Below are 26973 nucleotides of genomic sequence, written 5' to 3' on the forward strand. Positions count from 1 at the left end.
ATACGCCGGGTTTTATATAAAGAACTTTTATTTATTGTTTCGCCTTTTGAAGGGCTTCCTGCTGTAAGGCCTCATTGGCCACAATTACCAGTTCTACCCTACGGTTTTTAGCCTTCCCTGCAGCCGTACTGTTATCGGCCTTGGGTTGCGTTTCTCCATACCAGGTAGTAGTTAACCTACCCCCTGAAATACCGTTGGTGATTAGATAATTGGTTACAGACTGTGCCCGCTGCTTGGATAGATTTAAATTGTAATCATCGGCACCCGCACTATCGGTATGGCCTTCCACCAATATATTGGTGTCCGGATATTCCTTTAAAATCCCTACCAAGCGATTTAATGTTGTTGCCGAAGTTCCCTTTATATCCGATTTATTGGTGTCAAAATAAACACCGGCCTCCTCATTGAAGGTTACATTTATTCCCTCTCCTACCCTAGTGACCTCAGCCCCTGGGATCTCTTCTTCAATTCGCTCTGCCTGGCGGTCCATTCTATCCCCAATATAACCTCCGGCTACACCTCCTACAACTGCCCCAATGATGGCTCCCAGGGCGGTATTCCCCCCTTTTCCAACATTGTTGCCGAGAACACCTCCTATTACAGCTCCACCGGCAGCACCAGTTGCTGCTCCCCTTTGCTTGTGACTAGTATTCTTTACTGCTTGACAACTACTAAATGTAGCAAAAATCACAATTATCGATAAACTACTTATTATTATTTTTTTCATTTTATTTTTATTTAATGTTAATCCCAAAATTTGGTGGACGATTTAATCCTTTGAACAGAAATCGTGCCACCTCCAACTTATCCGTATTTTGGCAGGAATGATTCTTTCTAGTTATTGTTACTAGGGTAGGTCATTTTTTGTAAATTCATAAACCACGGTCAACGGTTGCCCTTCCACAGTTACTTTGGAAGTCATAATCAACTGTTGATCGGTGAGTTGTTCAATGTCCAATCTATATCCCAGACCTCCGGAAATATCCTTATATTTCTCGTCTATAAACTTAAACTGCAACTGGCTGGACATCCCGGGCCTATCCACAACAGACCAACGAATAAAACGCTCGGCGCCATCGCAATTACTGCCGTTGCCCAACATATAGCTACCAGTACTATTATTATTTCTAAAAAACCATGTACTGCCTTCAAAACAAGCGGCATCGGAATCATTAAATAGTACCGATTTAAATTTTCCCTGCCCCCCCTGATAGGAAACACTGTTCAAAATCCAGTTACCGCTCAAAACACTTCTATCCTGTCTTGCCGCCTTGGATACGGAACAGGAGGTTATAAGTCCGGCCGTAATTAACACTAGAAACAAAAGTTTTCTTAAATGCATAATTGTCATATTTATTATTTGAACATATATACGTTGAAAGTGGAAAAAAAGTATGATGCGCACCCTATTAATTTTGAAGTTAAAAATTAATAGCTTCAGGCACAGAATACTCTGAACAACTTATTTTTTCAAAATTATTGCGGATAGGGATAATTGTTTTGCTCTTATAAAAAAATAATTGACTTAGCCCGAATGCAAATCGGTGTGGATTATTGAATGCCTGCCCAACTATCTATATAATCTTCTTAAAAAAAACAAGGGAAAGCATTGCTTTCCCTTGTGCATTAACAGCCAAAACTCTAATATTAAAACCAACAAACAGACTGCTAACAAAACAACATCATAATTTTATCAATATCTGGGTATATAATTCTTCCTTCAATTTGTGGGACGCCTGTAAAATGGCCGCATACAGATTGCGATATTCTTCGTGCTTGTTAACATAATATGTATCGCACTCCATATCTTCACATTCATGTAAATTGACCATGGAACTCTTATACCTGTAAAAAACACCTAGATGTAATTTATTTTCCAAGATCAATTCTTTCAAGTCGGCAATAAGGTCGTCATTGGACAATTTCTTGGCAATATTGACCAAAATCTCCAACTCCCTATTATTATCCACCAGATGACCTATCCAATTGTTCAGCTCCAGGGCATCTTTTTTGGCAATTAACTTTTCATCCGAATCATGCTCATAAAATACTTCCATAATTACAATAATATATCAGAATCAATAGTGCTGTGTACCTGCTTAACTTCCGTAACCTTAAGGGTTTGCTCCCCGTTCCTAAACTCCCAAACAATATCGTCCCCTTTGGCATAACCAATGACTGCAGCTCCCATTGGAGTTAGGATTGAGATTTTGCTGTTCTTGAAATCACCTTGGGATGGAATTACCAATTGAAATTGTTTGGACCATCCATTAACTGCTTGGATGGTGACGATGGAATTGAACCTAATGACATCTTTGGGCATTTCATCTTCATTATAAACCACCGCAGACGTCAACTCTTCGGTCAACTTTTCTATGGAACTCTTATAGGTATTATCCGTGTAAAACCCTGACACATTAACTAAACGCTTTAATAAAACGAACTCCTTCTCCTCCAACACTAAATTTCCGTATTTCATGATTCTGTATTATTTTAAATTGATTTATGGAAATATCCCTCTTTGAACATACGCCTTCTCTATTCTCTCAATAGCGATGATATAAGCTGCTGTTCTCATATCCCCATCCCTGTTTTCTGCCTTTTCATATACCTTCTCAAAGACTTCCTTCATCTTCTTTTCCAGTTTGGCCAACACCTCTTCCAATTGCCACAACTCTCCGTTTCTATTCTGTAACCACTCAAAATAGCTACCAATTACACCTCCGGAATTACATAGAATGTCCGGTATAATTCCTACTCCATTTTTCAGCAATATCTCTTCACCTTCCACATCGGTAGGTCCGTTTGCCCCTTCCGCTATTAAAAATGCCTTGATCTTGGATGCATTCCCAGCCGTAATTTGATTTCCCAGAGCGGCAGGAATACATATATCACAATTCAATTCAAAAAAATGATCGCTATCTACCACTTTAGCCAAGCTATAGCCTACAATACTACCCTTGTTGCCCTGCATATACCGGTACAACTTGGATACTTCAATTCCATCGCTATTGGCAATACTACCATAGGCATCCTGTACCCCCACTAGTTTGGCTCCTTCGTTTTCCAAAAAATGGGCGGTCCAATAACCTACATTCCCAAAACCCTGAACTATGAACCTTTTATTCTTTAGGTCTACCTTTTTCTTTTCTGCCCATAATTTTATGTTCAGAAAAACCCCATAGCCAGTAGCCCTATCCCTTCCTTCGGAACCCCCGGAGCCCAAGGGCTTCCCGGTTACCACATGTTGATTTTTAGACCTTTCGGCCGGCGACTTGGTAGACATATACGTGTCCACGATCCAAGCCATGGTCTGTGAGTTTGTATTTACGTCCGGGGCAGGTATATCGTGTTCAGGACCAATGTTATCGCCCAATGCATATGTAAATCTTCTGGTAATCCTTTCCAATTCCGCAGTGGAATATTTTGAAGGGTCAATTTGTATACCTCCCTTTGCTCCACCATAGGGCAGACCTGCCAAAGAAGTTTTCCAAGTCATCCACATCGCAAGGGCTTTTGCCGCATCAATATCTACGGTTGGGTGATATCGAAGTCCACCCTTATAAGGTCCTAACGCATTATTGTGCTGTACTCGGTACCCCGTAAAAACTTCTACATCCCCATTATCCATTTTAACAGGGAAATGTATTAACAATTCATTATTGGTTATACTAAGTATTTTCCTAATGTTGCTATTTAGGTCAATAATATCGGCAGCATTATTGAATTGACGCATCACGTTCTCCAACATGCCCTGTTTCGATTCTGTTTTTGACTTTGTAATCATAAATTTTTGTTTAGAATAATCTCACTTCATTTTTAAAAACTAAATGATTTCCACCAAGTACTGCCCTTGAATCTGCTGATTCAAATTCATTGCAGTTCCAAATATGTTTTTTATTTTTTGTAAGTACACATGTTTTGAAATACTCACAACTTGGACATAAACTAGTGCTGTTTCCCATAACCGTGTATTTTAGAAATACCTTATAGCAACTTGGGTGCCATAAAACACGGAAATATTCACAACACACATAAGTAATTGAAAATGAATTATATGAGAATTACCAAGCAATGTTTACTTGAATATACAAATGGGATATTTTCCCCAGATGGGTAATTTTTACCCATATCAAAAAAAAGTAGTTATTGTATTTTTTGGCGCAGTGTCTTGCGGTCGATCTGTAGGATTTCCGCTGCCTTGGATTTATTTTGGCCAGTAGCCTCCAAAACTTTTAAGATGTAGTTTTTTTCAACCTCCCTTAACGGCAAAAGACTGTCTTCGGGAAAATCGATCTTATATTTCAAATTATCAGGCAAATGATCTATTTCGATTCTTTTATCGCACATGATTACGGCTCTCTGAATTACGTTTTCCAATTCCCTAATATTTCCCGGCCAGGCATATCGCTCCAAGAGTTCCAAGGCTGCAGGTGCAATGGTTACCAATCTATCCTTATATTCCACTCCGTATTTTAAAAGAAATTTCTCCACCAACAGGGGAATGTCCTCTTTTCGCTCTCGAAGGGAAGGCACATTGATTTCCACCACTGTTAACCTATAATATAGGTCTTCCCTGAACAATTTCTTTTGTACTTGGGAATACAAATTACTATTGGTAGCCGCAATGACACGAATATCTATTTTTTCTGTTTTTTGGGACCCCACCTTCATCACTTCCTTTTCCTGCAGCGCCCTTAACAATTTGGATTGTACGGACAGGGAGGCATTGCCTATTTCATCCAAAAATAAAGTGCCCTTGTCCGCGGCTTGAAAAAAACCGTTGCGGTTTTCATTGGCCCCTGTAAAAGCTCCTTTGGCATAGCCAAAAAGCTCTGCCTCCAACAAATTTTCCGGAATGGCCCCACAATTTACTGCTACAAACGGTGCTCTGGAAAATTTCCCCATATAGTGCACGGATCGGGCAACCAATTCCTTTCCGGTGCCACTTTCCCCATTGATCAGTACCGTTGCTTTATTGTCTTTCACCCGGTCTATAATATCGGTCACTTTTTTTATGGCCTCGGATCTACCAATGAGCTCCCCATATGCATATACATTGCTTTTTTTAGAATCTGAAAGACCTTCGGGTTCTGCATTATCGGCAGAATTGCCCTTAAAGGATTTTAATACCGCCTGTTTAAGCTCTTCCTTGGTAAATGGTTTGACCAAATAATCCAAGGCTCCGGATTTTATAACGCTCATTGCATCGTCTACCGAGGGATATCCCGTAACCACTAATTTGGGTAACTTGGGATAATGTTCGGAGACGTATTTAACCAGTTGCAATCCGTCCACATCCGGCATTTTTAGATCCGTTATCAGTAGGTCTATTTTGGAATCTTTTAGGATTACCAGGGCTTCCTTAACAGAAACCGCCTTATAGGTGTGGTAATTAAAGGATTGAAGGTGTCTGTGGATAAGTTCCAATATATTCACATCATCATCTACGATCAGTACGTTCTCTTTCTTAAAGCCCATAATCTTAAATTTTTGGAAAATCAACGGTAAATATAGCCCCTTTAGGTTTGTTGGATCTATACTTTATTGTTCCCTTATGACTTTTTATGATACCGTGCACGACACTTAAGCCCAATCCGGAACCCTCACCGACAGGTTTGGTACTGTAAAATGGCTCAAAGATCCTATCCCTGGTTTTGGGATCTATACCCGGACCCTGATCCGCTATACTTATTTGGATATTCCCGTTGGTTTCCTTTACTGTTATACCAATCTTACCTTTAACTGGGGAAAAATATATGGCATTGAGCACCAAATTAAAAATCACCTGCGTTAACTGTATCGTATCTACCCTCAGGAAAATGGGCTGGTCGCCCAAATTGAGTTCGTGAACAATTTTCTTTTTCTTAAAACTGGGTTCCATTAAGTTCACCGCATTGGCAATTATAGGGCCTATATTTACCAAGGACATTTGATGGGGCATTTCACAGGCAAAGAACATGAGCTTTTTTACCACCTCCCTGGAAAATATGGCACTATTTATAATTTTATCCACATCTTTCGAGGCTTGGGTATCTTTGGTTACCCTGGTTTTCAATAATTCGGCAAATCCCAGTATATTGGCCAAGGGGGTATTTAATTCATGGGCGATTCCTGCTGTAATTTCTCCTAAAATACCCAGGCGGTCTGCCCTTTCCATTTTACGCTTTATTATTATCTCATTGTCCTTGATCTGTTTTCTTTCCAAAAGATTGCCTACCTCCAAACATACATTTCCAAGCAATTTTTCTTCTTCCTTTAAAAAATCGTCTTCGTTATATTTTGGTCTTGGATAAGCCACTTGCAACCCACCTACCTTCTTATTGAATACCTTGACACTGGATTCCAGGTACACAGGGTCATCCGGAAAATCTGGCGTCGCAATATTGTACTGGTCCGAAATGAGTTTCACTTGGGCTACCTCACTATAGAGCCAAGCTTTCTGTAGGCAGTGCATAATTCCCTTTAGGGCATCCTCCACCTGATCATAGTCGCAGTTTACTATTATAGAAGTTACTTCATACAAACAGGTAAGCTCCTTTATACGCTCCTTAAGTTTTTCTTCCGCTGTAATCATATGCATATTGAACCATTTTATGTTTAGGGAGATATTTAATAGGCTATTAAATTTAAAAGTTCCTTTACGAATCTTTCTTTGGGCAAATAATTGTTTTCCAAATTTTTCGCAAATGGAATAGGGGTTTCCAAACTGGCAACCCGTTTTACGGGTGCATCCAAATACTCGAAACAGTTTTCCACCACTAAGGCCGAAATATCACTGGCCACCCCACCAAATAAGCTATCTTCTTGTAGAACAATTAGTTTGCCAGTCTTTTTTACAGACTTATAAATAGACTCCATATCCATGGGCTGCAACGTCCTCAGGTCTATCAAGTCGGCATTTACACCCGGATTTTCATTGAGAGCTTCCAAAGCCCAATGAACTCCCAAACCGTAAGACACCACAGTAATATCTGTGCCCTCCCTCAACAGGGATGCCTTACCAAAGGGAAGTGTATAATAATCCTCGGGCACATTTTGGTAAATATTCCTATAAAGTCCTTTATGTTCAAAAAACAATACCGGATTGGGATCATTTATGGCCGTGGCCAAAAGCCCCTTGGCATCATAGGGAAATGCAGGATAGACCACTTTTAAACCTGGGGTCTTGGTAAACCAGGCCTCGTTGGTCTGGGAATGAAAAGGTCCTGCCCCCATCCCTGCACCACAGGGCATCCGTATAACAACATCTGCATGCTCCCCCCAGCGGTAATGCACCTTCGCCAAATAGTTGACAACAGGGTTGAATCCTGTACTTACAAAGTCTGCGAACTGCATTTCCACTACCGATTTCACTCCGTTTATGGAAAGGCCCATTGCTGCGGAAACCACTGCGGATTCACATATGGGGGTATTCCTCACCCGGTCCTTCCCAAAGGTCTCCACAAAACCCTCGGTTATCTTGAACACTCCACCATAATCCGCTATATCCTGTCCCATTACCACCAGATTTTCGTGTCTTTCCATAGACTGTTTCAGGCCTTGGGAAACCGCATCGATCAAGCGAATATTTTTAGTAATGGCATTGGGGTTAATTTCCTGATAATCAAAACTTTTATAAACGTCCTTTAATTCCTTTGTTTCATCTACTTCTACCTCTTTCTCCGCAAATGCCTTTTTTAGGTCGTAGTCAATTTCAGCCTGTATTTCATTTTTAAAGGTTTCTATCAAATGGGCCGAAAGAATCTTTTCATCCAAAAGAAAGTTTTCGAAATTTACAATCGGATCCTTTTCCTCCCAGGCTTCCAATAATTGCCGTGGGACATATTTGGTGCCACTTGCCTCCTCATGGCCGCGCATCCTAAAAGTCTTAAATTCCAATAGTACAGGCCTAGGGTTTTTCCGCATACTCTTACAAATAAAATCGACCTGGGAATACACCTCCAAGATATTGTTCCCCTCCAGAATATGCGATTCCATTCCGTAACCAACTCCCTTATCCGCCAAATTTTCACATCTGTATTGCTCGTTGGTCGGGGTAGATAAACCATAACCGTTGTTCTCTATGCAAAATAAAACTGGCAGATTCCAAACTGCTGCAAGATTCAAGGCCTCATGAAAATCGCCTTCGCTAGTACCTCCCTCTCCCGTAAAGACAGCAGTAACCTTGGTATTTTGTTTCAAATGATCTGCAAGTGCAATTCCGTCCGCCACCCCCAATTGGGGGCCTAAATGGGATATCATCCCCACAATCCTATATTCCTGGGTGCCAAAGTGAAAACTTCTGTCCCTACCATTGGTAAAGCCATTGCCCTTACCCTGCCATTGGGAGAAAAGTCGGTGCAAAGGTATATTTCTCGTAGTAAAAACACCAAGATTTCGGTGCATGGGCAAGATGTATTCATCCGGCCTTAAGGCACTGGTAATCCCTACCGATATGGCCTCCTGCCCTATACCGCTAAACCATTTGGTGATTTTCCCCTGCCGTAGAAGTATCAACATTTTCTCCTCTATCATGCGTGGTTTTAACATCCGTTGATAAAGTTTCAATTGCATGGCCTTATCAACACTATCTCCTTTATATTGCATGTTATGTTTATGTTCTTTTAGGCTTAATTAATTTATAAATGTAACAAAACGGAAAAACAAAGGCGAATAATATTTCAAGAAGATTAGCCATATTTGTTAACTTTGACTTTATTAAAAAAACATGATGATGAGTGCAATACCCAGTGTAAATCTCGAAGATTATATATCCAACGATAAAAATCGAAAAGAAAAATTCATTAAAGAAATAGGAAGTGCCTTCGAGAAAATTGGATTCGTAGCATTAAGTGGTCATTTTTTGTCCCAGCAATTGGTGGACGATCTCTATTCGGAAATCAAGCAATTTTTTAACCTACCGCAGGAAATTAAGGATAAATATGAAATTCCCGGAATTGGAGGGCAAAGGGGATATACCTCTTTTGGAAAGGAACATGCCAAGGGAAGAAAAGAGGGTGATTTAAAGGAATTTTGGCATTTTGGCCAATATGTGGAAAACAATCCAAGATTGGAAAAAGAATATCCACCCAATGTAGAGGTCCAAGAATTGGTCCATTTTAATGCCGTGGGTAAGGAAACTTATAAGATGCTGGAAAAAACGGCTAAATTTGTTCTGCGTGCACTGGCCCTTCATTTGGAATTGGATGAAACCTATTTTGATGATTTTATCAAAAATGGAAACTCCATTTTAAGGCCTATACATTACCCCCCAATTCAACATGAACCCAAAAATGCGGTTAGGGCCGCGGCTCATGGGGATATTAACCTAATTACACTATTAATGGGGGCACATGGCAAGGGGCTCCAGGTAAAAAACCACGCCGGGGAGTGGGTAGATGCCATAGCCCGGCCGGATCAACTGATGATCAATGTAGGGGATATGCTTTCCCGTTTAACCAATAATAAATTGAAATCCACCATACATCAGGTGGTCAATCCCCCCAAGGAACTATGGGGTACCTCTAGGTATTCCGTGCCGTTTTTTATGCATCCAATTAGCGAAATGCCTTTAAATTGTTTGGAAAAATGTGTGGATAAAGAACATCCAAAACAATTTGGGGATATTACGGCTGGGGAATTTTTGCATGAAAGACTAATAGATTTAGGCTTAATTACGAAGTAGGTGAAAATTAACCCAAGTTTAATTATTGCCTATAGAATGGAACAATCTTTAGTATTAACAATTTAAGCTTGGACATTATGAAAAAAGTAGTTTTACCAATTGTTTTATTGGCGGTTTTGGCATTTGGAGTGATTAATTCCACCCTTACAGATGCGGAAAGGGAATTTGCCGTAAAAGAAATGACAAAATCCCGTGATCATTTTTTAAACACTATTGAGGGCTTAAACGAAGCGCAACTCAATTACAAGGCAACGGATGATTCTTGGTCCATTGCTGAATGTGCCGAGCATATTGCAATTTCCGAAAATATGATCTTTGGTATGCTTCAAAGTACTTTGGCCCATGGGGCAGAGCCTGGCAAGCGTTCAGAAGTTAAGATATCGGATGAAGGATTAATTGCCATGATAGAAGATCGCAGTAAAAAGGTGAAAACAGGAGAAGCTTTTGAGCCATCGGGAAAATACGGGAGTTTTGAAGAAACAGTCGAAGAATTTAAATCCAAGAGGAAGGAACATATTGAATTTGTTAACAGTACCCAGGATGACCTGCGAAACCGTTACCAACAACTTCCTTTCGGAACCATTGATGCCTACCAAATACTTTTATTTATGTCTGGCCATACGGAAAGGCATATTAAACAAATGGAGGAGGTTATGGATGACGAAGACTTTCCTATGGAATAAACAGTAACCAAATTAAAAGGACCCATCCCAACAAAATTCCCAATTTGCGAAGGATGCGTTTTGATTTTAGCGCTGAAATATTATTTTAGCATAATTTTAAAATATACAATGGACTTAAAGGATCAATTGAAAAATCTATTTCCGGATCATGAGCCTACGGAGGATGAACAGAAAAGGGATACTAAAAATGATATTTGGCTACAGGATGAACCTATTATTTGCAAGTATGAAAAACGAAAGGGAAAACCAACAACCATTTTAGAGGGATACACCGGTGCAGACGAAGATTTTAAGAAATTGGCCAAAGAGCTCAAAACCAAACTTAGCGTAGGCGGAAGTTTTAAGGATAATTCCATTATCATCCAAGGGGATTATAGAGATAAAATAATGACCATATTAAAAGAGAAAGGATTTAAAGTTAAACGCGTTGGAGGTTAGATTTTTGTTAATTATTTTTTGATATTAAGATAAAACACTACATTTATTAGCCACAACCTAAACCACCATTACAATGAGTTCCCAATTACACATAACAAACGGTGATATACTCACCAACAAATTAAGTACCCTTAAATTGGAAGGGGATATTATTACCTGGCGCGAAATGTTATGTGAAGGTAAGACCGAAACGAATGTTGGAAGTGAATCATTTTGGAAAACCAGGTTCGAATTTTTGAATAAAAACTACAAGGTTTCCAAGTCCTGGTTTATTGACAAAACATTAAAAGAATACCGCACCCTTTGTAACCATAAACAGGAAGACCGTATTGTTCTTTGGTTCGATTTCGATCTTTTTGATCAAATTAATATGTTGGCGGTAATCAGTTGGCTCAAGACCCACAGACCTTATGCCGAAATTTCTTTGGTATCGAGTGTGGAGGAGGATAATTCCGTTAATATTTTAGGCTTAGGGGAATCAACCGATGACCAACTACGCAATTTATACACTAATCGCACCCTTTTAACACAGGACGATATAGAATATGCCGATTATGTTTGGCAGTTGTACTGTAGCGACAACCCCATTAGATTGGAGAATCTTAAAGATTTTGACAGTTTTCAGTTCTCCCACCTATCAGGTGCCATTGAAGCCCATTTAATGCGTTTCCCAACCATTAGGAACGGTCTCAATGAAGTGGAAAATAACATTCTGCGCCTGGCACGCAGTGCGAAACCAAAGACCAAGCTGGTATTACTGAACACGGTATTAAAGAATCAAGGGCGTTATGGCTTTGGTGATACCCAATACGAGCGGGTCATAACCAAATTAAAGCCACTTTTTACCAATTTCAATCCTGTTAAACTTTCAAAAAAAGGGATGGAAATCTTGGAAGGAAAAACTAGCTATTATTCCTGTATCCAAGAAAATGACGCCTATTTGGGCGGAGCCTTAAAATATAATTTCCTCTATAACTCTGAAACGAACCGCATACTAAAATTGTAAAATGAAAATTGGTTCTTCAGAGCTAATCCTAAACGCAGACCATAGCGTATACCATCTTAATTTATTTCCCCAAGACCTAGCAGATACCGTAATCACCGTTGGAGACCCCGATAGGGTAAAACTAGTTTCACAGTATTTTGATACCATTGAACTAAAAAAGGGAAAACGGGAATTCCTTACCCATACTGGATGGCTTAACAATAAACGTATTTCGGTAATCTCAACAGGTATTGGCACGGACAATATAGATATAGTCCTAAATGAGCTGGATGCCTTGGCCAATATAGATTTTGAAACTAGAACGATAAAAAAAGATAAAACCCGCTTGGACATTATTCGCATAGGCACTTCAGGCGCAATTCAGCCCGAAATTCCTGTAGATTCCTTTTTGTTGAGCGAATATGCCATTGGCCTGGACAGTCTTTTGCATTTTTACGACAGTGTCCACATCCAACACCCAGAAATACAGCAAGCATTCGTAAAGCACACCAATTGGCTGAAAGACAAGTCCAATCCCTATGTAGTAGCATTTGACAAAGATTTGGGAGCCCAGTTCATTTCGGACAAAGTCCAACTTGGATTCACCGCTACCAATGTTGGGTTCTATGGACCCCAAGGCCGAAGTCTACGTTTAAAATTGGAAGATAAAAACATGAACGCCAAACTGGCCAGTTTTAACTACAATCATAAACGTATTACAAATTTGGAAATGGAAACCTCAGGGATATATGGCCTGGCAAAGTTATTGGGGCACAGGGCCGTTTCCTTAAACTGCATACTGGCAAACAGGGCCAAGGGCCAATTTTCGTCCAGGCCGGATTTGGCCATAGACGCCTTAATCAAATACGCCCTGAACAAAATAGCCTAAAGGACCAACAGAGCAAAACCAAGATAATTATTTATAAATAACAAGGGATATTGGCACCATCATAGCCACAACGCCCAATTAATGGACAATCCACATAAAAATAAATTGATTTGAAAACCGTAAACATCATAGGTGTTCCAGAACACTTTAATTTTCCATGGCAATTAGCTGTGGAAGAAGGAGCCTTTGCCGCCAGAGGAATAAACCTAAAATGGAAAGATATCCCGGAAGGAACCGGTAAAATGGCACAAATGTTAAGGGACAATGAAACTGATTTGGCCATTATTCTCACCGAAGGGATTATAAAAAGTATCAGTGAGGGCAATCCTTCCAAAATAGTACAGGAATATATTGCCACCCCCCTCCTATGGGGAATCCACGTGGCCGCAAAAAGCGATTACAAGGCCTTGTCCGATTTAAAAAACAAAACCGCAGCCATAAGTAGATACGGAAGTGGCAGTCATCTAATGGCCTATGTAAACGCCCAAAACCAAGGCTGGGATACCAATGAATTAAAATTTGAAGTCGTGGATAATTTAAATGGGGCCGTTACGAGTTTAACAGAGGGTAAGTCCGACTATTTTATGTGGGAACGTTTTACTACAAAACCCTTGGTCGATCAGGGTGTATTTCGAAGAATTACAGATTGTCCTACCCCCTGGCCCTGCTTTGTAATTGCTGCCACGGATAAATTTATAGCCCAAAATCCCGGAACCTTGGCCCATATACTGGAGGTCATCAATGTATACACCTCCGATTTTAAACAAATTCCCAGTATAGACCGGACCTTGGCCAATACTTACAATCAGGAATTGGAGGACATTAGGCATTGGTTATCCCTAACGGAATGGGGACAAAAGAATATAGGCAAACAGAATTTGGAATTAGTACAAAATACTTTAAAGGATTTAAGGCTGATAGAAAAGATAATCCCCAACACGGAGATATTATATAAGGAACCTAAAAAATAGCCAACGCAATTTTTTGATCTTCTCTAGTCGTAAAAATAGGTTTGGATAATACTTCTGAAATTGATGTCCGACAAAGGCTTCTGTAGGCATTCCTTGACGCGGGGATTGGATAGTGCCCTGTAGGTTAATTCTTCACTACTATTGGCTGTTAAAACGGCTATAACAATTTTCTCCTTTTCCTCTTTTCTAAAAAGAATATCGAAGGCTTCCAAGAATTGCCATCCGTTCATTATCGGCATTTCGATATCCAAAATCAATAGAAAACTACCTTGATCTATATCATTGATATTGGCCTCTATAAAATCTAACGCCCTATGACCGTCCGTAACCGTATCGATTTCCAGATCTGGAATAAGTTTTTTTAAAAAAAGTTTATTTAGCATATTGGTCGTTCCGTCATCATCAACCAGTAATACCCATTTTAATCTAGTGGAATTCATTAACCTATTTAATATTTAATATCACAAATGCTATTGCAAGTTTTATAATACAGATTCAAAAAAAAATACAAATATAGATTTAGTTAATGTACATTTTGGCTTTTGGACAAAAAAGTAATATAAATATTGCTGCATTAGCAGGAATTAAGCAAATAAATGGAAACCTATCGATACTTCATAACATTGGAACAGTTTTGTTTTAAAACTTGTCCCAACCTATTCGAATTACCAATTAATTGCCTGCCTACCATTTTTAATTAATATTTCATTCGTCCTGCTAAAGTGCTTGTTCCCAAACCAATGCCCTCTATTGGCACTTAAGGGGGAAGGGTGTCCTGAAGTTAAAATATAATGTTTCTCGGGATTGATCAATTTTGCCTTCTTCTTTGCAAAACCTCCCCATAACAAAAAAACCAATCCCTCCATTTCGTTGGATAATTTTTGGATTACGGTATCCGTAAAAAGTTCCCATCCCTTATTCTGGTGGCTTCCGGCCTCATGAGCCCGTACCGTTAAGGTGGCGTTCAATAAAAGTACCCCTTGGTCCGCCCAACGTTCCAAATTACCATTTTGGGGATAGGCTCTGCCTAGATCGGATTCAATTTCCCTAAATATATTTACCAATGATGGTGGATGCGCCACCCCTTCACTTACAGAGAAACAGAGACCATTGGCCTGATTAGGACCGTGATATGGATCCTGACCTATAATAACTACTTTGGCTTCTTCTAAGCTGCAATGGTTAAAGGCCGCAAAAATATCGCTCTCCCTAGGATAGCATTTCCCCTTGCCGTATTCCTGCTCAACAAATACCATAAGGGCTTCAAAATAAGGCTTTTTAAATTCCTCTAGCAGAAGCTTGTGCCAACTATTGTGTACGCTATAGATCACTTATGATTTCTTTATATAATTGTTAAACATTATAGGTGCCCTTTTGCATGGGATAACACCAAAAATAGCTAAAAAACAAAAATAATAATCTATAAAAGGTGCTAAGCTAAAAAATATGGTAGTAGTTAAACTTGTTTACCTTTGCAATTGAATACAATAAAATATGAACTATAAATAAACCTTTTTCGATTTTTATAGTCCTATAATGGAACTTAAGTCCAAAATATTGATTGCGGAAGAAACTTTAGTAATACAATTAAAGCAAAAGGACCATCAGGCCAAGGCTTTTGAGATACTGGTAAATACTTACAAGGAGCGTTTGTATTGGCATATAAGAAGAATTGTATTAAACCATGATGACGCCGATGATGTGCTGCAAAATACCTTTATAAAAGTTTTTAGGAATATCGACAGCTTTAAGGGTGATAGTAAGCTATACTCCTGGATGTACAGGATAGCTACCAATGAATCCTTGTCGTTCTTAAAATCCAAATCGCACAAACTTAAGATCAATAACGAAAAGTTAATGACCAAGGCTGTGGAAGATTTGAGGGCCGATGTCTATTTTGAAGGGGATGAGATTCAACATAAATTACAAATGGCCATTGCAACGCTTCCTGAAAAACAAAAATTGATCTTTAATATGAAATATTTTCAGGAAATGAAGTATGAGGAAATTTCTGAAATTTTAGATACCACTGTGGGCGGATTGAAAGCTTCCTATCATTTGGCATCAAAAAAGATCGAAGCTTTTTTAAAAGAGAATTAAACCTTTTATATTGTTCAAGGTCAAACTATTGAAATGGATAAATTAAATAAAAATAACAGCTTTAAGGTTCCGGAGGGGTATTTCGATACCCTGTCCAACGATCTCATGAAAAAGATAGCCAAGGAGGATATTTCTACACCCCTAAATGAAGGATTCAAAGTTCCGGAGGGATATTTTGAGAATATAAACAGCAAGATTCTGGGGCAATTGGAAAACACTCCGGTAGAGCCTAAGGTAATTCCATTAAAATCCTATAAAAAACACTATTATACTGCCGCTTCCATAGCTGCGGTTATACTTTTGTTCCTTAGCGTTCAATTTAATAGCGTTAAAACGCCGTCCTATTCGGATTTGGCCAACTCGGACATAGAACATTATTTTGAATTTAACGATTTGGAACTTTCTTCCTATGATTTGGCGGAAATACTTCCTATCCATGATCTGGACTTAAACGATATTCTGGAAAGTAGACTGGATAATGACAATATCATAGATTATCTGGATTCCCATATTGACGATTTTGAAGAATTAAACATGCACAATGATGATTAGAAATATAAAAATACTCGCCCCGCTTTTTTTCCTTGTGGCTACATTATCCCTAAGCTCACAGGAAAGAAAGGATTGGGATAAAATAAAATCCCTAAAAGTAGCTTTCATTACGGAAAGATTGGACCTCACCTCCAAAGAAGCCCAAAGTTTTTGGCCTATTTACAACGAGCATCAAGCCAAGAGGGAAGGTTTGTTTAAAGAGGAGCGCATAGAAATAGGTTCCGAGATAAAAAATCTGGATGCCCTATCGGACGCTCGGGCCAATGAACTTTTGGTACGTATGCAAAGATTGGAGGAAGAAAAATATAAGTTGGAAAAATCCTATATCGAAAAAATATCCAAGACAATTTCAGCCAAGAAGACCATTTTATTGATGCGTTCGGAAGAGGATTTTAAACGTCAACTAATCAAACAATATCGACAAAAAAAGGGAGGTCGGTAATAGTTGCCCAGAATCCAAGCCAAAGGGCATTGATCGAAGCTCTGCAACCGATAGCTTCCAGGACACTCAGCGAAAAATAAGTTTCGCTATCCTGCCCTTTCCTGCAGCATACGCAGTAGTGTCGTTCATAAACCTAAGGGTGTAAAAAGATTCATCGGAAAGTTGTTTCCAACTTTTACCAGTATCATGGGAATAAGCAATACCCTCAAAGCCAACGGCGATTAAGGACTTCCCCATGGCCCCCGGAACAAATTGCACACAGCTTCTAAAATTCGGAAGTTTACCATCGGCGATCAATTTCCAGGTTTTACCACCGTCGGTAGTCAATGCTTTATTGCCTTTATTTATTACAGGGTCTGTATAATCACCTCCAAAAACAACGCCCAAGTCTTCATCGTAAAAATCAATGGAAAAAATACCTTGGGTCGGTTCTTCACTTATTATTGGCGTTTTTATAACTTCCCATGTAAATCCCTTATCCCTAGTGCAATAAACGTTTCCGCTAGTAGTTGCTATCCAAGCCTTGGAACCCAGCACTTTTATGTTGGTATTACTGGCTGCAAAGGCCCCTTCCCCGGGTTCTGACTTTGGCAAGGAAGTGCATGGCAATTTTTTCCAGGTATTGCCGCCATCCCTAGTAATGATTATGGACAGACAGCCATCCATACTATCCCCTACGGCAATTCCCTCCTGATCGTTCCAAAAGGTCATGGCATCATAGAATACCTTTTCTCCCACTTCCGTGTAAACCAATTCCATATTGCCCTTGTCCCCCGTTTTGTACAACAAGGCCGGATTAGCTATCGAAAGCATAAAGAAATCGGTGGAGTTTTGGGCTACAGCCCTAAATTCAGGAAGTATACTATCAAATTTCTGTGTATTTAACCTCACTTTGTTGGACTTAAGGTCTACCAGACCAAAAGCGCCCTTGTTGGCAGCAAAAGCCATATTGCCCCCATCCATAATCTCGATTGCCCTAAAACTCAACGAATCGGTATAGATCGTCTCTATTTTTACAGAGTTGAACGTTCTCCTTTCGTCCGTTTCGGAACACGAGGCCAAAATAAAAAGAATGAGAAACACCAAATAATTGCGCATGCTTATAATTTTCCCCAAAAATAAGAGGAATAGCTTCTAATACAATACCTTTGCAATCTTAATTTTTAAAAATGCGATTACATAGAAATCTAGTGTTTGCGGTTGTTGATGCGTTGAATTTTATATTTAATGAAGGGGAATATGCAGATAAGGTAGTAGAAAAAGTACTAAAATATGACAAACGCTGGGGTTCCAGGGACAGGGGTTTTATTGCGGAAACCACCTACGAAATGGTCCGTTGGAAGCGATTGTATGCGGAAATAGCCGATGTAAAGGCTCCCTATAGCAGACAAAACCTATTTAGGATGTTCGCTGTTTGGGCCGTTCTTAAAGGCATTAAATTACCAGACTGGAAGCAAATTGAACCTACACCGGAAAGAAGGATCAAAGGAAAATTTGATGAACTGTCCAAAATAAGGAAATATAGGGAATCTGTACCGGATTGGATGGACGAACTTTGTGCAAAAGCCTTGGGCGAAGCCCTGTGGACCAAAGAATTACACGCACTGAATGAGCAGGCTGAAGTAATTTTAAGGGTAAATACCTTAAAAACTACCAAGGATAATTTAAGCAGTGTCCTCCACGAAGCCGGGGTTGAAACCGAATCCATAAAAGGCTATCCTGACGCCTTAAGGCTAAAGGAGCGTTCCAATGTGTTTATTACCGAGGCCTTTAAAAATGGCTGGTTCGAAGTACAAGATGCCTCTTCCCAATTGGTGGCTCCTTTTTTGGATGTTAAACCGGGTCAACGCGTAGTCGATACCTGTGCAGGAGCTGGGGGTAAAACACTTCATTTGGCGGCACTGATGGAAAACAAAGGACAACTGATCGCATTGGATATTTATGGCAACAAACTAAAGGAATTAAAAAGAAGGGCCAAGCGCGATGGAGCCCATAATGTGGAGACCAGAGCCATAGATACCACCAAGGTAATTAAAAAACTGTACGATACGGCAGATAGGGTCTTAATTGATGCTCCCTGTACAGGATTAGGGGTACTAAAAAGAAATCCCGACGCCAAGTGGAAATTACAACCCGAATTCTTGGAAAAAATAATGGTTACACAGCAACAGATCCTTCAGGATTACAGCAGGATCGTTAAACCCGGAGGTAAATTGGTCTATGCTACCTGTTCCATACTACCACAGGAGAATATACAGCAAGTAAAAAAATTCCTCGGTTCCGAAGCCGGTAAGGACTTTAGCCTAATCAAGGATAGCAATATATATGCCTGCAAAACCGGATTTGACGGATTCTATATGGCCTTATTGGAAAAAAAACCTGCTTAAAAGAAGAAATCGATTAAAAAAAAAGAGGCTGTCCATGTTTATGGACAGCCTCTTTTTAGTTGCTATTTCCTAAAGTCCTATCCTAACGCTAGGTGTGCTTATCCCTACTCCCGTGCGGATAGTTGTCCCTTTGGAATGGGATCCATAGCGATAAGGTTCGTTGTGGTAATAATAGAAACTGGCATGTGTATGGTAATGGTCACTGTGATGACAATGGTCGTCACAATGACTGCGATGTACCGCATAAGCGTCCCTCTTAGCTTTCATATATGCCTTATAAGCCTTTTTATCCCTCTTCTTCAATCGGCCCTCATACTCCTTTTGTGATTCCCAGAATTCTTCCTCCTCCCTTTCTGCCAATTCCTGGGATTGCTCAAATTGGGCATCTTCCCTGGCCCTCTGCTCATAGTAAGTAAGCTTTTCCTGTTCGGTGGTTACTACTTCCTGGGCTATTGATCCCTCAATAGAAAAAAGTAGAATCGCTAAAATTAAAAATTGTAATCCCTTCATAGCTACATTGTTTTATATAAACTGTGATTTTATTTCTCTCACTGTTTGTATATAAAACAACCTACTGGAAAATTACCCTACTTGGTTTCATAAAAAATGATTGTCAAAAAACCTCCTTTTTGGTATTTATGGTAAGTTCATCCGGGTGTATCAACGATTCCGCCAAACTACTGGTCTTTGGCAACTCATACTTAAAATAGAATTTCATTGTATGGATTTTACTGAGGTAGAACTCCTTGGAGTGGCTTTGGTCCCCGTCCTGGATATTTCGCTCCGCATTTACCGCAATATCCAACCATAGCCATGCTATAACGACATGACTTAAGAATTCCATAAACAGGTTGGCATCGGACAAATAACGTTCGTAATTGCCCTTTTTGGCAAAAGGCATTAAAAAATCCAAAACCTCCCTTGCCAATTTAATCTTGTCTGCCAGGCTTTTGGCCGATGAACGCAACCCATTGAACTCCATGGCAGCGGTTATGGTATGCAATATTTCATTTAACAATAATTCCAAGGCCTTGCCATTTTCCATGGGGACCTTACGTCCCAATAAATCTTGGGATTGTATCCCAGTGGTTCCTTCATAAATACTGAATATACGTATGTCCCTATAGTATTGTTGAAGAATAAAATCCGAACAGAATCCATATCCGCCCAATACCTGCATCCCATTGCTCACAGACAAGGTACCGGCCTCGGTTGGATACGTTTTTACAATGGGAATGATCATTTCCAATAATAGACGGTACTTTTCCTTGATGTCCTGGTTTTTGGTGGATTGAATGATATCGTAATATTTGGCCGCCAATAGAACCAAACTCAAAGAACCTTCGGCAATCGATTTTTGTAACAATAACATGCGCCTTACATCTGGATGTTCAATTATCAGGCACGGTTTTTCATTGGGATCTTTTTTTCCATCGCTGGCAAGTTTTCGCCCTTGGGGCCGTTCATTGGCATACTCCAATGACGCTTGATACGCTGCCATACTAATGGCTGCACCCCCTCGCCCAACACTTATCCTGGCACTATTCATCATCAGGAACATATACTTAAGGCCTTTATGTGCCTCACCTACCAGCCAGCCATGGCAATCGCCCTTGTCACCAAAACCTAAATGGGTCGTAGCATATCCCCGTTGGCCCATTTTCTGAAAATCGGCCACTGTCATCACATCGTTACTTATTAAACGTCCATCCTTATCCATCCTAAGCTTAGGTACCACAAATAAGGATATACCCTTGGTTCCGGACGGGGCACCTTCCAATCTTGCCAACAATAGATGTACTACATTTTCTGCGTATTGATGATCGCCACCTGAAATAAAAATTTTTTGTCCGGATATCTTATAATAATCTTGCCCGGTAGGGGTTGCCTTGGTAGTTATATCGGACAAGGAACTTCCTGCCTGGGGTTCTGTAAGGCACATGGTACCGCCCCAATCGCCGGAAAGCATTTTGGGAACATAGGTTTTCTTAAGGTTTTCATTGGCAAAATGAACAATCAGCTCCGCAGCGCCTTGGGTCAATCCTATATATCCCGGCAGATGATTGTTTGCTGCCTCCTGAATATAGGCCGAAGCGGTATGGATTGTAAATGGCAACTGCAATCCCCCATCCCCATAATCAAAAGGCCCCGAAATAATCCCCATTTCGCCCCCCTTCTTCATCATTACATCAACCTGCTTATGCACCATTATGGTTCCATTTTTATACGTAGCCGGCGTTTCATCCATTTCCTTGAAGTACGGAAATAATTCACGATCGGAAAATTCCTTGATCGCATTTAAAAACAGATCCAAGGAGTCCTTGTCATAATCTTGGAACCTTTCTGCCGATAACAAATCCTCCAACCCATGTACATGGTATAACAAATATTTTAATGTTGCGATATCTACGTATTCCTTGGCCATGCTATTATTTGGTGTTTAATGTTATTACATTCCCAAGATACAATTTACTCCTCAAATAGAAGCACCTACAAAAAAATGAAGTTATTTGGAAAGTTTAGGCGCTAACAAAACAAACGGAAACCTGCCAAACTGGTATATATACATTAGAAACAGGCATAAGTTTTTTACCTTTAACCTTCCATTGGGTTTAGGAAAGGAATGAACAACGAGCACTCAGCTATAAAGACCACTTATTTCAGCATAGCTGGCAACATTGTTCTGGCCATAATTAAAGCTTTGGCCGGTTTTTTCGGCAATTCCTACGCTTTAATCGCCGATGCCATTGAATCCACCACCGATATTTTTTCCTCACTCTTGGTATTGTTTGGACTTAAATATGCTAAAAGACCAGCGGACAAGAATCACCCTTACGGCCATGGTAGGATAGAGCCCCTAATTACCTTTTTGGTAGTAGGTTTTTTAATCACCTCGGCTACCATTATTGCCTATGAAAGCATCATGAACATTTTAACCCCGCACAAAACGCCTAAATCCTGGACCTTATTGGTTTTGGGGGTCATTATTTTGTGGAAGGAGATTTCATATAGGGTGGTCTTAAAAAAAAGTATCATGACCAACAGTTCTTCCTTAAAGGCCGATGCCTGGCACCATAGAAGCGATGCCATCACCTCTATTATGGCTTTTATTGGAATAACCATTGCTTTAATATTTGGAAAAGGTTATGAAACAGCTGATGATTGGGCAGCCTTGGCCGCCTCATTTTTTATTTTTTACAATGGTTATCTGATTTTTAGACCTGCCCTTGGGGAAATAATGGACGAGCATTTATATGATGACCTTATCGCTGAAATTCGACAAGTTTCATTAACCGTTGATGGCATATTGGGAACTGAAAAATGTTTTATCCGAAAAGCAGGTACAAAATATCATATAGACCTGCATGCCCAGGTAAACGGGAGTATTAGCGTAAAAGAAGGGCACAGCTTATCGCATAAACTCAAGGACAGACTACGGAAGGATATCCCCAATATTGGGCATGTCCTAATACATATTGAACCCAATTAAAATATATTGCGGACTGTGTTTTATATTAGACCCCATACAGAAATTAACAATTGTTGTCCAAAACTGTTAACTATTCTAATGAAAAATTACACATTAAAACCGTAAATTTGCAGCTTTCTCAACCATACAATTTACATATTAGATGATTCATTTCTTCGGAGACCTTAGCACTAAGATATTTGCGGTACAAACCAAAAACGACCTGACCCAAGAAGATAGCGTAAAACTCACATGGTTGTTCGGCAACCAACCCAAGATAAACGCGGCGTCATTGGACGCCTTTTTTGTTGGTCCAAGGGCAGCCATGATAACCCCATGGAGCACTAATGCTACAGAGATAACACAAAATATGGGGGTTACAGGTATTATTAGAATTGAGGAGTTTATTGTGGTAGACCAGGATGAAAATGGGTTCGACCCCATGCTTTCCCAAAAATACCATGGCCTTACGCAAGATATTTTTAAGGTTGATGTAATGCCCGCCCCTATTCAGGAAATAGTGGATATTGCCCAATATAATGAGCAGGAGGGATTGGCTTTGAGCGAAGAGGAAGTTACTTATTTAAAGCAGGTCTCCGAGAAAATTGGCCGCAGTCTTACGGATTCAGAAGTTTTTGGCTTTAGTCAAGTGAATTCAGAACATTGTAGGCATAAAATTTTTAATGGAACTTTTGTTATCGACGGAGTAGAAAAGCCATCTTCGCTTTTTAAACTCATCAAAAAAACATCACAGGAACATCCTGGGGATATAGTCTCGGCATATAAGGACAATGTGGCCTTTCTAAAAGGGCCTAAAGTGGTGCAATTTGCCCCCAAATCTGCTGACAAGCCAGATTTTTACCAAGAAAAACCCTTTGAATCGGTTATTTCCTTAAAGGCCGAAACCCATAACTTCCCAACCACCGTAGAGCCTTTTAATGGTGCTGCTACTGGAGCCGGTGGAGAAATCAGGGACCGTTTGGCCGGAGGAAAAGGCTCCTTGCCCTTGGCAGGAACCGCGGTGTACATGACGGCCTATTCCCGTTTGGAAGAAAACAGGCCTTGGGAAAAGGGAATGACGGAAAGGAATTGGCTTTACCAAACCCCTATGGATATTTTAATTAAAGCATCCAATGGAGCTTCTGATTTTGGAAATAAATTTGGACAACCGTTAATTGCCGGGTCCGTACTTACTTTTGAACATGATGAAGCCGTTGAACCAACGGCAGGCGAACAAGGTAGAAAATTGGGTTATGACAAGGTGATTATGCAGGCCGGGGGAATTGGTTATGGCAAGGCGGAGCAAGCGTTAAAAGACATACCCAAAACAGGGGATAAAATTGTAATCCTTGGAGGTGACAACTATCGCATTGGGATGGGGGGCGCCGCAGTATCCAGTGCCGATACGGGAGAATTTGGGGCTACCATAGAACTCAATGCCATCCAGAGATCCAATCCCGAGATGCAAAAAAGGGCCGCAAACGCCATTCGGGGAATGGTAGAGAGCGACCATAACCCCATTGTTTCCATTCACGATCACGGTGCCGGAGGTCATTTAAATTGTTTGTCCGAATTAGTGGAAGAAACAGGTGGCAAAATAGATATGGACAAACTGCCCATTGGAGACCCTACCCTATCGGCCAAAGAAACCATTGGGAACGAATCCCAAGAACGTATGGGCTTGGTAATTGGAAAAAAAGATGTAGACATACTGCACCGAATCGCCGATCGGGAACGATCACCCATGTATGAAGTTGGTGATGTTACGGGAGACAAGAGGTTTACCTTCAAATCTGCAACCACTGGAGAAAGTCCAATGGATCTGGATCTATCGGATATGTTCGGGAGCTCCCCCAAAACAGTCATGAACGATTCCGCAATAACAAGAAAATATTCCGCCCCGACCTATTCCCTGGAACACTTTCACGATTATTTGGATCAAGTATTGCAATTGGAAGCTGTTGCCTCCAAAGACTGGCTCACGAATAAAGTGGACCGTTGTGTAGGGGGAAAGGTAGCCAAGCAACAATGTGCAGGACCTTTGCAGTTGCCCTTGAACAATTGCGGTGTAATGGCACTGGATTATAAAGGGAAGGAAGGAATAGCCACTTCTATAGGCCACTCCCCTATTTCTGGATTGATAGACCCTTCAGCAGGTAGTAAGAACAGTATAGCAGAAGCTTTGACCAATATTGTCTGGGCCCCCTTAAAAGACGGCTTGGACTCGGTTTCGCTCTCCGCCAACTGGATGTGGCCCTGCAAAAATCCTGGAGAAGACGCACGATTGTACGAGGCGGTACAGGCCATTTCGGATTTTGCCATAGAACTGGGAATAAATGTCCCCACCGGAAAAGACTCCTTGTCCATGAAGCAACGCTACAAGGACCAAGAAGTTATAGCCCCGGGAACGGTTATCATTTCGGCCGCAGGTAACTGTAACGATATTACCAAGGTGGTAGAACCGGTCTTACAAAAAAATGGTGGAGACATATATTACATCAACCTATCCAATGATGCGTTTAAATTGGGAGGATCATCCTTTGCCCAAATTTTAAATGCCATTGGTGATGCAGCACCTACCATTAATGATGCCGTTAATTTTAAGACCGTATTCAACACACTCCAAGGTCTGATCCTTGACGGAAAGATACTGGCCGGGCATGATGTAGCTTCAGGGGGACTGATTACCACTCTTTTGGAACTCTGCTTTGCCGACCTGGATTTGGGTGCCAGCTTGGATTTGACGCCTATAGGTGAGGCCGATACCATTAAATTATTGTTTTCGGAAAATGCGGGAATCGTTTTTCAGGCCAAGGACAGCTCAATTGAAAATGAGTTGGCCGATGCAGGCATTGAGTATTTCAATATTGGATCGGTCAGCACAAAAGCTACCCTCACCATAAAAAATCAAGGAATGGAAATGGGATTGAATATCAATTCCCTTCGTGATACATGGTTCAAGACATCCTATCTCTTAGACAGAAGGCAAACCGCCAACAACTTGGCCAAAGAGCGTTATACCAATTACAAAAACCAGCCATTAGAATATACCTTCCCGGCCCAATTTAGTGGCAAGTTGCCCAATGATGCCAAAGAAAGACCCAAAGCGGCCATCTTACGGGAAAAAGGCAGTAACTCGGAGCGAGAAATGGCCAATGCCATGTACCTGGCCGGTTTTGATGTGAAGGATGTTCATATGACCGATCTGATATCCGGAAGGGAAACCCTGGAAGATATCCAATTTATAGGTGCCGTGGGAGGATTCTCAAACTCGGATGTGTTGGGAAGTGCCAAAGGTTGGGCAGGAGCCTTTAAGTACAACGAAAAGGCCAATACAGCACTAAAGAATTTCTTCGCCAGACCCGATACACTTTCCATAGGTATTTGTAATGGTTGCCAGTTATTTATGGAATTGGAATTGATTAATCCAGAACATAGTGAACACGGTAAAATGACCTATAATGATTCCCATAAACACGAAAGCGGATTTACCTCCGTAATGATCCAAAAAAATAATTCCATAATGCTTTCCAGCTTGGAAGGAGCCAAATTAGGAGTTTGGATATCCCATGGTGAAGGGAAGTTTAAACTACCTCTGGCCAAAGAAAATTATAATATAGTGGCCAATTATGGTTACGAGGCTTATCCGGCAAATCCCAATGGCAGTGATTTCAATACCGCAATGTTATGTGATACCACGGGCCGACACCTAGTGACAATGCCACACATAGAACGGTCTATTTTTCAATGGAACTGGGCAAATTATCCCGCAGGAAGAAAAGATGAGGTTACACCCTGGCTGGAAGCATTTGTAAATGCCAGAAAATGGCTGGAAGCCAACAATGGTTAATTCCCATGGTCTTTAGGAAAGCTACCAAGGAAGACTTGCCGGCAATTATAGAAATGATTGCCAATGACACCTTGGGCCGATTGCGGGAGAGGTATGGGGATCCGCTTCCTAAAGAGTACTATAATGCCTTTGAAAGAATTGATGGGGATGAAAATCAAGAACTAATCGTTATGGAGAATTCCAAAAAAGAAGTCGTGGCCTCTTTTCAATTGAGTTTTCTCCAATATTTAACCTATGTAGGAGGTATTCGCTGTCTTGTAGAAAATGTACATGTAAGGGAAGATTTAACAGGCAAGGGAATAGGCAGACAAATGTTTCAATGGATTATTGAAAGGGCAGAAGAAAAAGGAGTCCATATGGTACAGTTGACCTCCAACAAACTACGCCCCAATGCTATTCGATTTTACGAAGCCATTGGATTCACGGCTACCCACGAAGGATTTAAACTGCATCTATAATCCCACAAATTAAAATCCCTTGTATAGAAGTTGGAAAAATATGCCTGTTCAGCACAAAAGTCCATCTTCTATTCAAGGGATA

Annotated in this window: 27 protein-coding genes; 13 read left to right on the forward strand and 14 right to left on the reverse strand. The window is 40.5% G+C overall.

Annotated elements, in window-relative coordinates; all coding sequences use genetic code 11:
* Positions 1-31: 31 nt before the first annotated feature.
* From C7972_RS17890 to C7972_RS17925, 9 genes are all read right to left on the reverse strand, one after another.
* A complete protein-coding gene (locus tag C7972_RS17890) occupies positions 32-727 on the reverse strand; it encodes an OmpA family protein (protein ID WP_110357539.1) in 696 nt (231 codons plus the stop codon).
* 120 nt (positions 728-847) lie between these two features.
* Complete coding sequence (locus tag C7972_RS17895; RefSeq protein WP_110357646.1) at positions 848-1342, reverse strand: lipocalin family protein; 495 nt, start codon at positions 1340-1342, stop codon at positions 848-850.
* A 340-nt stretch (positions 1343-1682) separates the two neighbouring features.
* A complete protein-coding gene (locus C7972_RS17900) occupies positions 1683-2057 on the reverse strand; it encodes a hypothetical protein (RefSeq protein ID WP_110357540.1) in 375 nt (124 codons plus the stop codon).
* Positions 2058-2059: 2 nt separating this feature from the next.
* A complete protein-coding gene (locus C7972_RS17905; RefSeq protein WP_110357541.1) occupies positions 2060-2479 on the reverse strand; it encodes a GreA/GreB family elongation factor in 420 nt (139 codons plus the stop codon).
* Positions 2480-2503: 24 nt separating this feature from the next.
* Positions 2504-3787 carry a Glu/Leu/Phe/Val dehydrogenase gene (locus C7972_RS17910; protein ID WP_110357542.1) on the reverse strand — a complete coding sequence of 428 codons (1284 nt, stop codon included), beginning with the start codon at positions 3785-3787 and terminating at the stop codon, positions 2504-2506.
* A gap of 10 nt (positions 3788-3797) precedes the next feature.
* Positions 3798-3965 carry a hypothetical protein gene (locus C7972_RS23905; RefSeq protein WP_181422931.1) on the reverse strand — a complete coding sequence of 56 codons (168 nt, stop codon included), beginning with the start codon at positions 3963-3965 and terminating at the stop codon, positions 3798-3800.
* 181 nt (positions 3966-4146) lie between these two features.
* Positions 4147-5481: a sigma-54 dependent transcriptional regulator gene (locus C7972_RS17915; protein WP_110357647.1), complete on the reverse strand. Its 1335-nt coding sequence runs from the start codon at positions 5479-5481 to the stop codon at positions 4147-4149.
* Between the two features lie 4 nt (positions 5482-5485).
* Positions 5486-6583, reverse strand: a complete 1098-nt coding sequence (locus C7972_RS17920) for a sensor histidine kinase (RefSeq protein WP_309148935.1) — start codon at positions 6581-6583, stop codon at positions 5486-5488.
* Between the two features lie 29 nt (positions 6584-6612).
* Positions 6613-8589, reverse strand: a complete 1977-nt coding sequence (locus C7972_RS17925) for a thiamine pyrophosphate-dependent enzyme (RefSeq protein WP_110357543.1) — start codon at positions 8587-8589, stop codon at positions 6613-6615.
* A 127-nt stretch (positions 8590-8716) separates the two neighbouring features.
* On the opposite strand from C7972_RS17925, the gene C7972_RS17930 reads away from it, so the two are divergent.
* From C7972_RS17930 to C7972_RS17955, 6 genes are all read left to right on the forward strand, one after another.
* Positions 8717-9667: an isopenicillin N synthase family oxygenase gene (locus C7972_RS17930; RefSeq protein WP_110357544.1), complete on the forward strand. Its 951-nt coding sequence runs from the start codon at positions 8717-8719 to the stop codon at positions 9665-9667.
* A gap of 77 nt (positions 9668-9744) precedes the next feature.
* The gene (locus C7972_RS17935) at positions 9745-10350 is read left to right on the forward strand and encodes a DinB family protein (RefSeq protein WP_110357545.1); all 606 of its coding nucleotides are present in this window, start codon (positions 9745-9747) and stop codon (positions 10348-10350) included.
* Positions 10351-10458: 108 nt separating this feature from the next.
* Positions 10459-10788 (forward strand): translation initiation factor, encoded by a 330-nt coding sequence (locus C7972_RS17940; protein WP_110357546.1) that lies wholly within the window; start codon positions 10459-10461, stop codon positions 10786-10788.
* Between the two features lie 73 nt (positions 10789-10861).
* On the forward strand, positions 10862-11794 hold the full coding sequence (locus tag C7972_RS17945; protein ID WP_110357547.1) for a DUF1835 domain-containing protein: 933 nt from the start codon (positions 10862-10864) through the stop codon (positions 11792-11794).
* Between the two features lies 1 nt (position 11795).
* Entirely contained in the window at positions 11796-12662 is an 867-nt protein-coding gene (locus C7972_RS17950; protein ID WP_110357548.1) for a nucleoside phosphorylase, read from the forward strand.
* A 110-nt stretch (positions 12663-12772) separates the two neighbouring features.
* Positions 12773-13633, forward strand: a complete 861-nt coding sequence (locus C7972_RS17955; RefSeq protein WP_110357549.1) for a substrate-binding domain-containing protein — start codon at positions 12773-12775, stop codon at positions 13631-13633.
* Between the two features lie 23 nt (positions 13634-13656).
* Here the strand turns inward: C7972_RS17955 and C7972_RS17960 are convergent, their stop codons facing one another.
* On the reverse strand, positions 13657-14073 hold the full coding sequence (locus C7972_RS17960; RefSeq protein ID WP_110357550.1) for a response regulator: 417 nt from the start codon (positions 14071-14073) through the stop codon (positions 13657-13659).
* A 225-nt stretch (positions 14074-14298) separates the two neighbouring features.
* Complete coding sequence (locus tag C7972_RS17965) at positions 14299-14964, reverse strand: uracil-DNA glycosylase (protein WP_110357551.1); 666 nt, start codon at positions 14962-14964, stop codon at positions 14299-14301.
* A gap of 226 nt (positions 14965-15190) precedes the next feature.
* Between C7972_RS17965 and C7972_RS17970 the strand changes: the two genes are divergently transcribed.
* The 3 genes from C7972_RS17970 to C7972_RS17980 are packed head-to-tail and all read left to right on the forward strand — an operon-like array spanning position 15191 to position 16727.
* Positions 15191-15733 carry an RNA polymerase sigma factor gene (locus tag C7972_RS17970; protein ID WP_110357649.1) on the forward strand — a complete coding sequence of 181 codons (543 nt, stop codon included), beginning with the start codon at positions 15191-15193 and terminating at the stop codon, positions 15731-15733.
* Positions 15734-15766: 33 nt separating this feature from the next.
* Positions 15767-16285 (forward strand): hypothetical protein, encoded by a 519-nt coding sequence (locus C7972_RS17975; RefSeq protein WP_110357552.1) that lies wholly within the window; start codon positions 15767-15769, stop codon positions 16283-16285.
* Complete coding sequence (locus C7972_RS17980) at positions 16275-16727, forward strand: hypothetical protein (protein WP_258364890.1); 453 nt, start codon at positions 16275-16277, stop codon at positions 16725-16727. The genes C7972_RS17975 and C7972_RS17980 overlap by 11 nt, the downstream gene beginning before the upstream one ends.
* Before the next feature lie 66 nt (positions 16728-16793).
* Here C7972_RS17980 and C7972_RS17985 read toward each other — a convergent pair whose 3' ends face one another.
* Positions 16794-17825: an oxidoreductase gene (locus C7972_RS17985; protein WP_110357554.1), complete on the reverse strand. Its 1032-nt coding sequence runs from the start codon at positions 17823-17825 to the stop codon at positions 16794-16796.
* Positions 17826-17896: 71 nt separating this feature from the next.
* On the opposite strand from C7972_RS17985, the gene C7972_RS17990 reads away from it, so the two are divergent.
* Positions 17897-19114, forward strand: a complete 1218-nt coding sequence (locus C7972_RS17990) for an RsmB/NOP family class I SAM-dependent RNA methyltransferase (RefSeq protein ID WP_110357555.1) — start codon at positions 17897-17899, stop codon at positions 19112-19114.
* Positions 19115-19183: 69 nt separating this feature from the next.
* On the opposite strand, the gene C7972_RS17995 is transcribed toward C7972_RS17990, so the two are convergent.
* Positions 19184-19624, reverse strand: coding sequence for a hypothetical protein (locus C7972_RS17995; protein WP_110357556.1), 441 nt, complete (start codon positions 19622-19624; stop codon positions 19184-19186).
* 103 nt (positions 19625-19727) lie between these two features.
* The gene (locus C7972_RS18000; protein ID WP_110357557.1) at positions 19728-21539 is read right to left on the reverse strand and encodes an acyl-CoA dehydrogenase; all 1812 of its coding nucleotides are present in this window, start codon (positions 21537-21539) and stop codon (positions 19728-19730) included.
* 198 nt (positions 21540-21737) lie between these two features.
* On the opposite strand from C7972_RS18000, the gene C7972_RS18005 reads away from it, so the two are divergent.
* From C7972_RS18005 to C7972_RS18015, 3 genes are all read left to right on the forward strand, one after another.
* Positions 21738-22604 (forward strand): cation diffusion facilitator family transporter, encoded by an 867-nt coding sequence (locus C7972_RS18005; RefSeq protein ID WP_110357558.1) that lies wholly within the window; start codon positions 21738-21740, stop codon positions 22602-22604.
* 142 nt (positions 22605-22746) lie between these two features.
* A complete protein-coding gene (gene purL / locus C7972_RS18010) occupies positions 22747-26433 on the forward strand; it encodes a phosphoribosylformylglycinamidine synthase (protein WP_110357559.1) in 3687 nt (1228 codons plus the stop codon).
* Positions 26409-26891: a GNAT family N-acetyltransferase gene (locus C7972_RS18015; RefSeq protein WP_258364891.1), complete on the forward strand. Its 483-nt coding sequence runs from the start codon at positions 26409-26411 to the stop codon at positions 26889-26891. Before purL ends, C7972_RS18015 begins: the two co-directional genes overlap by 25 nt.
* The last annotated feature ends 82 nt before the right edge of the window (positions 26892-26973 follow it).

The sequence above is a fragment of the Arenibacter sp. ARW7G5Y1 genome, assembly GCF_003201775.1.
Classification (GTDB): domain Bacteria; phylum Bacteroidota; class Bacteroidia; order Flavobacteriales; family Flavobacteriaceae; genus Arenibacter.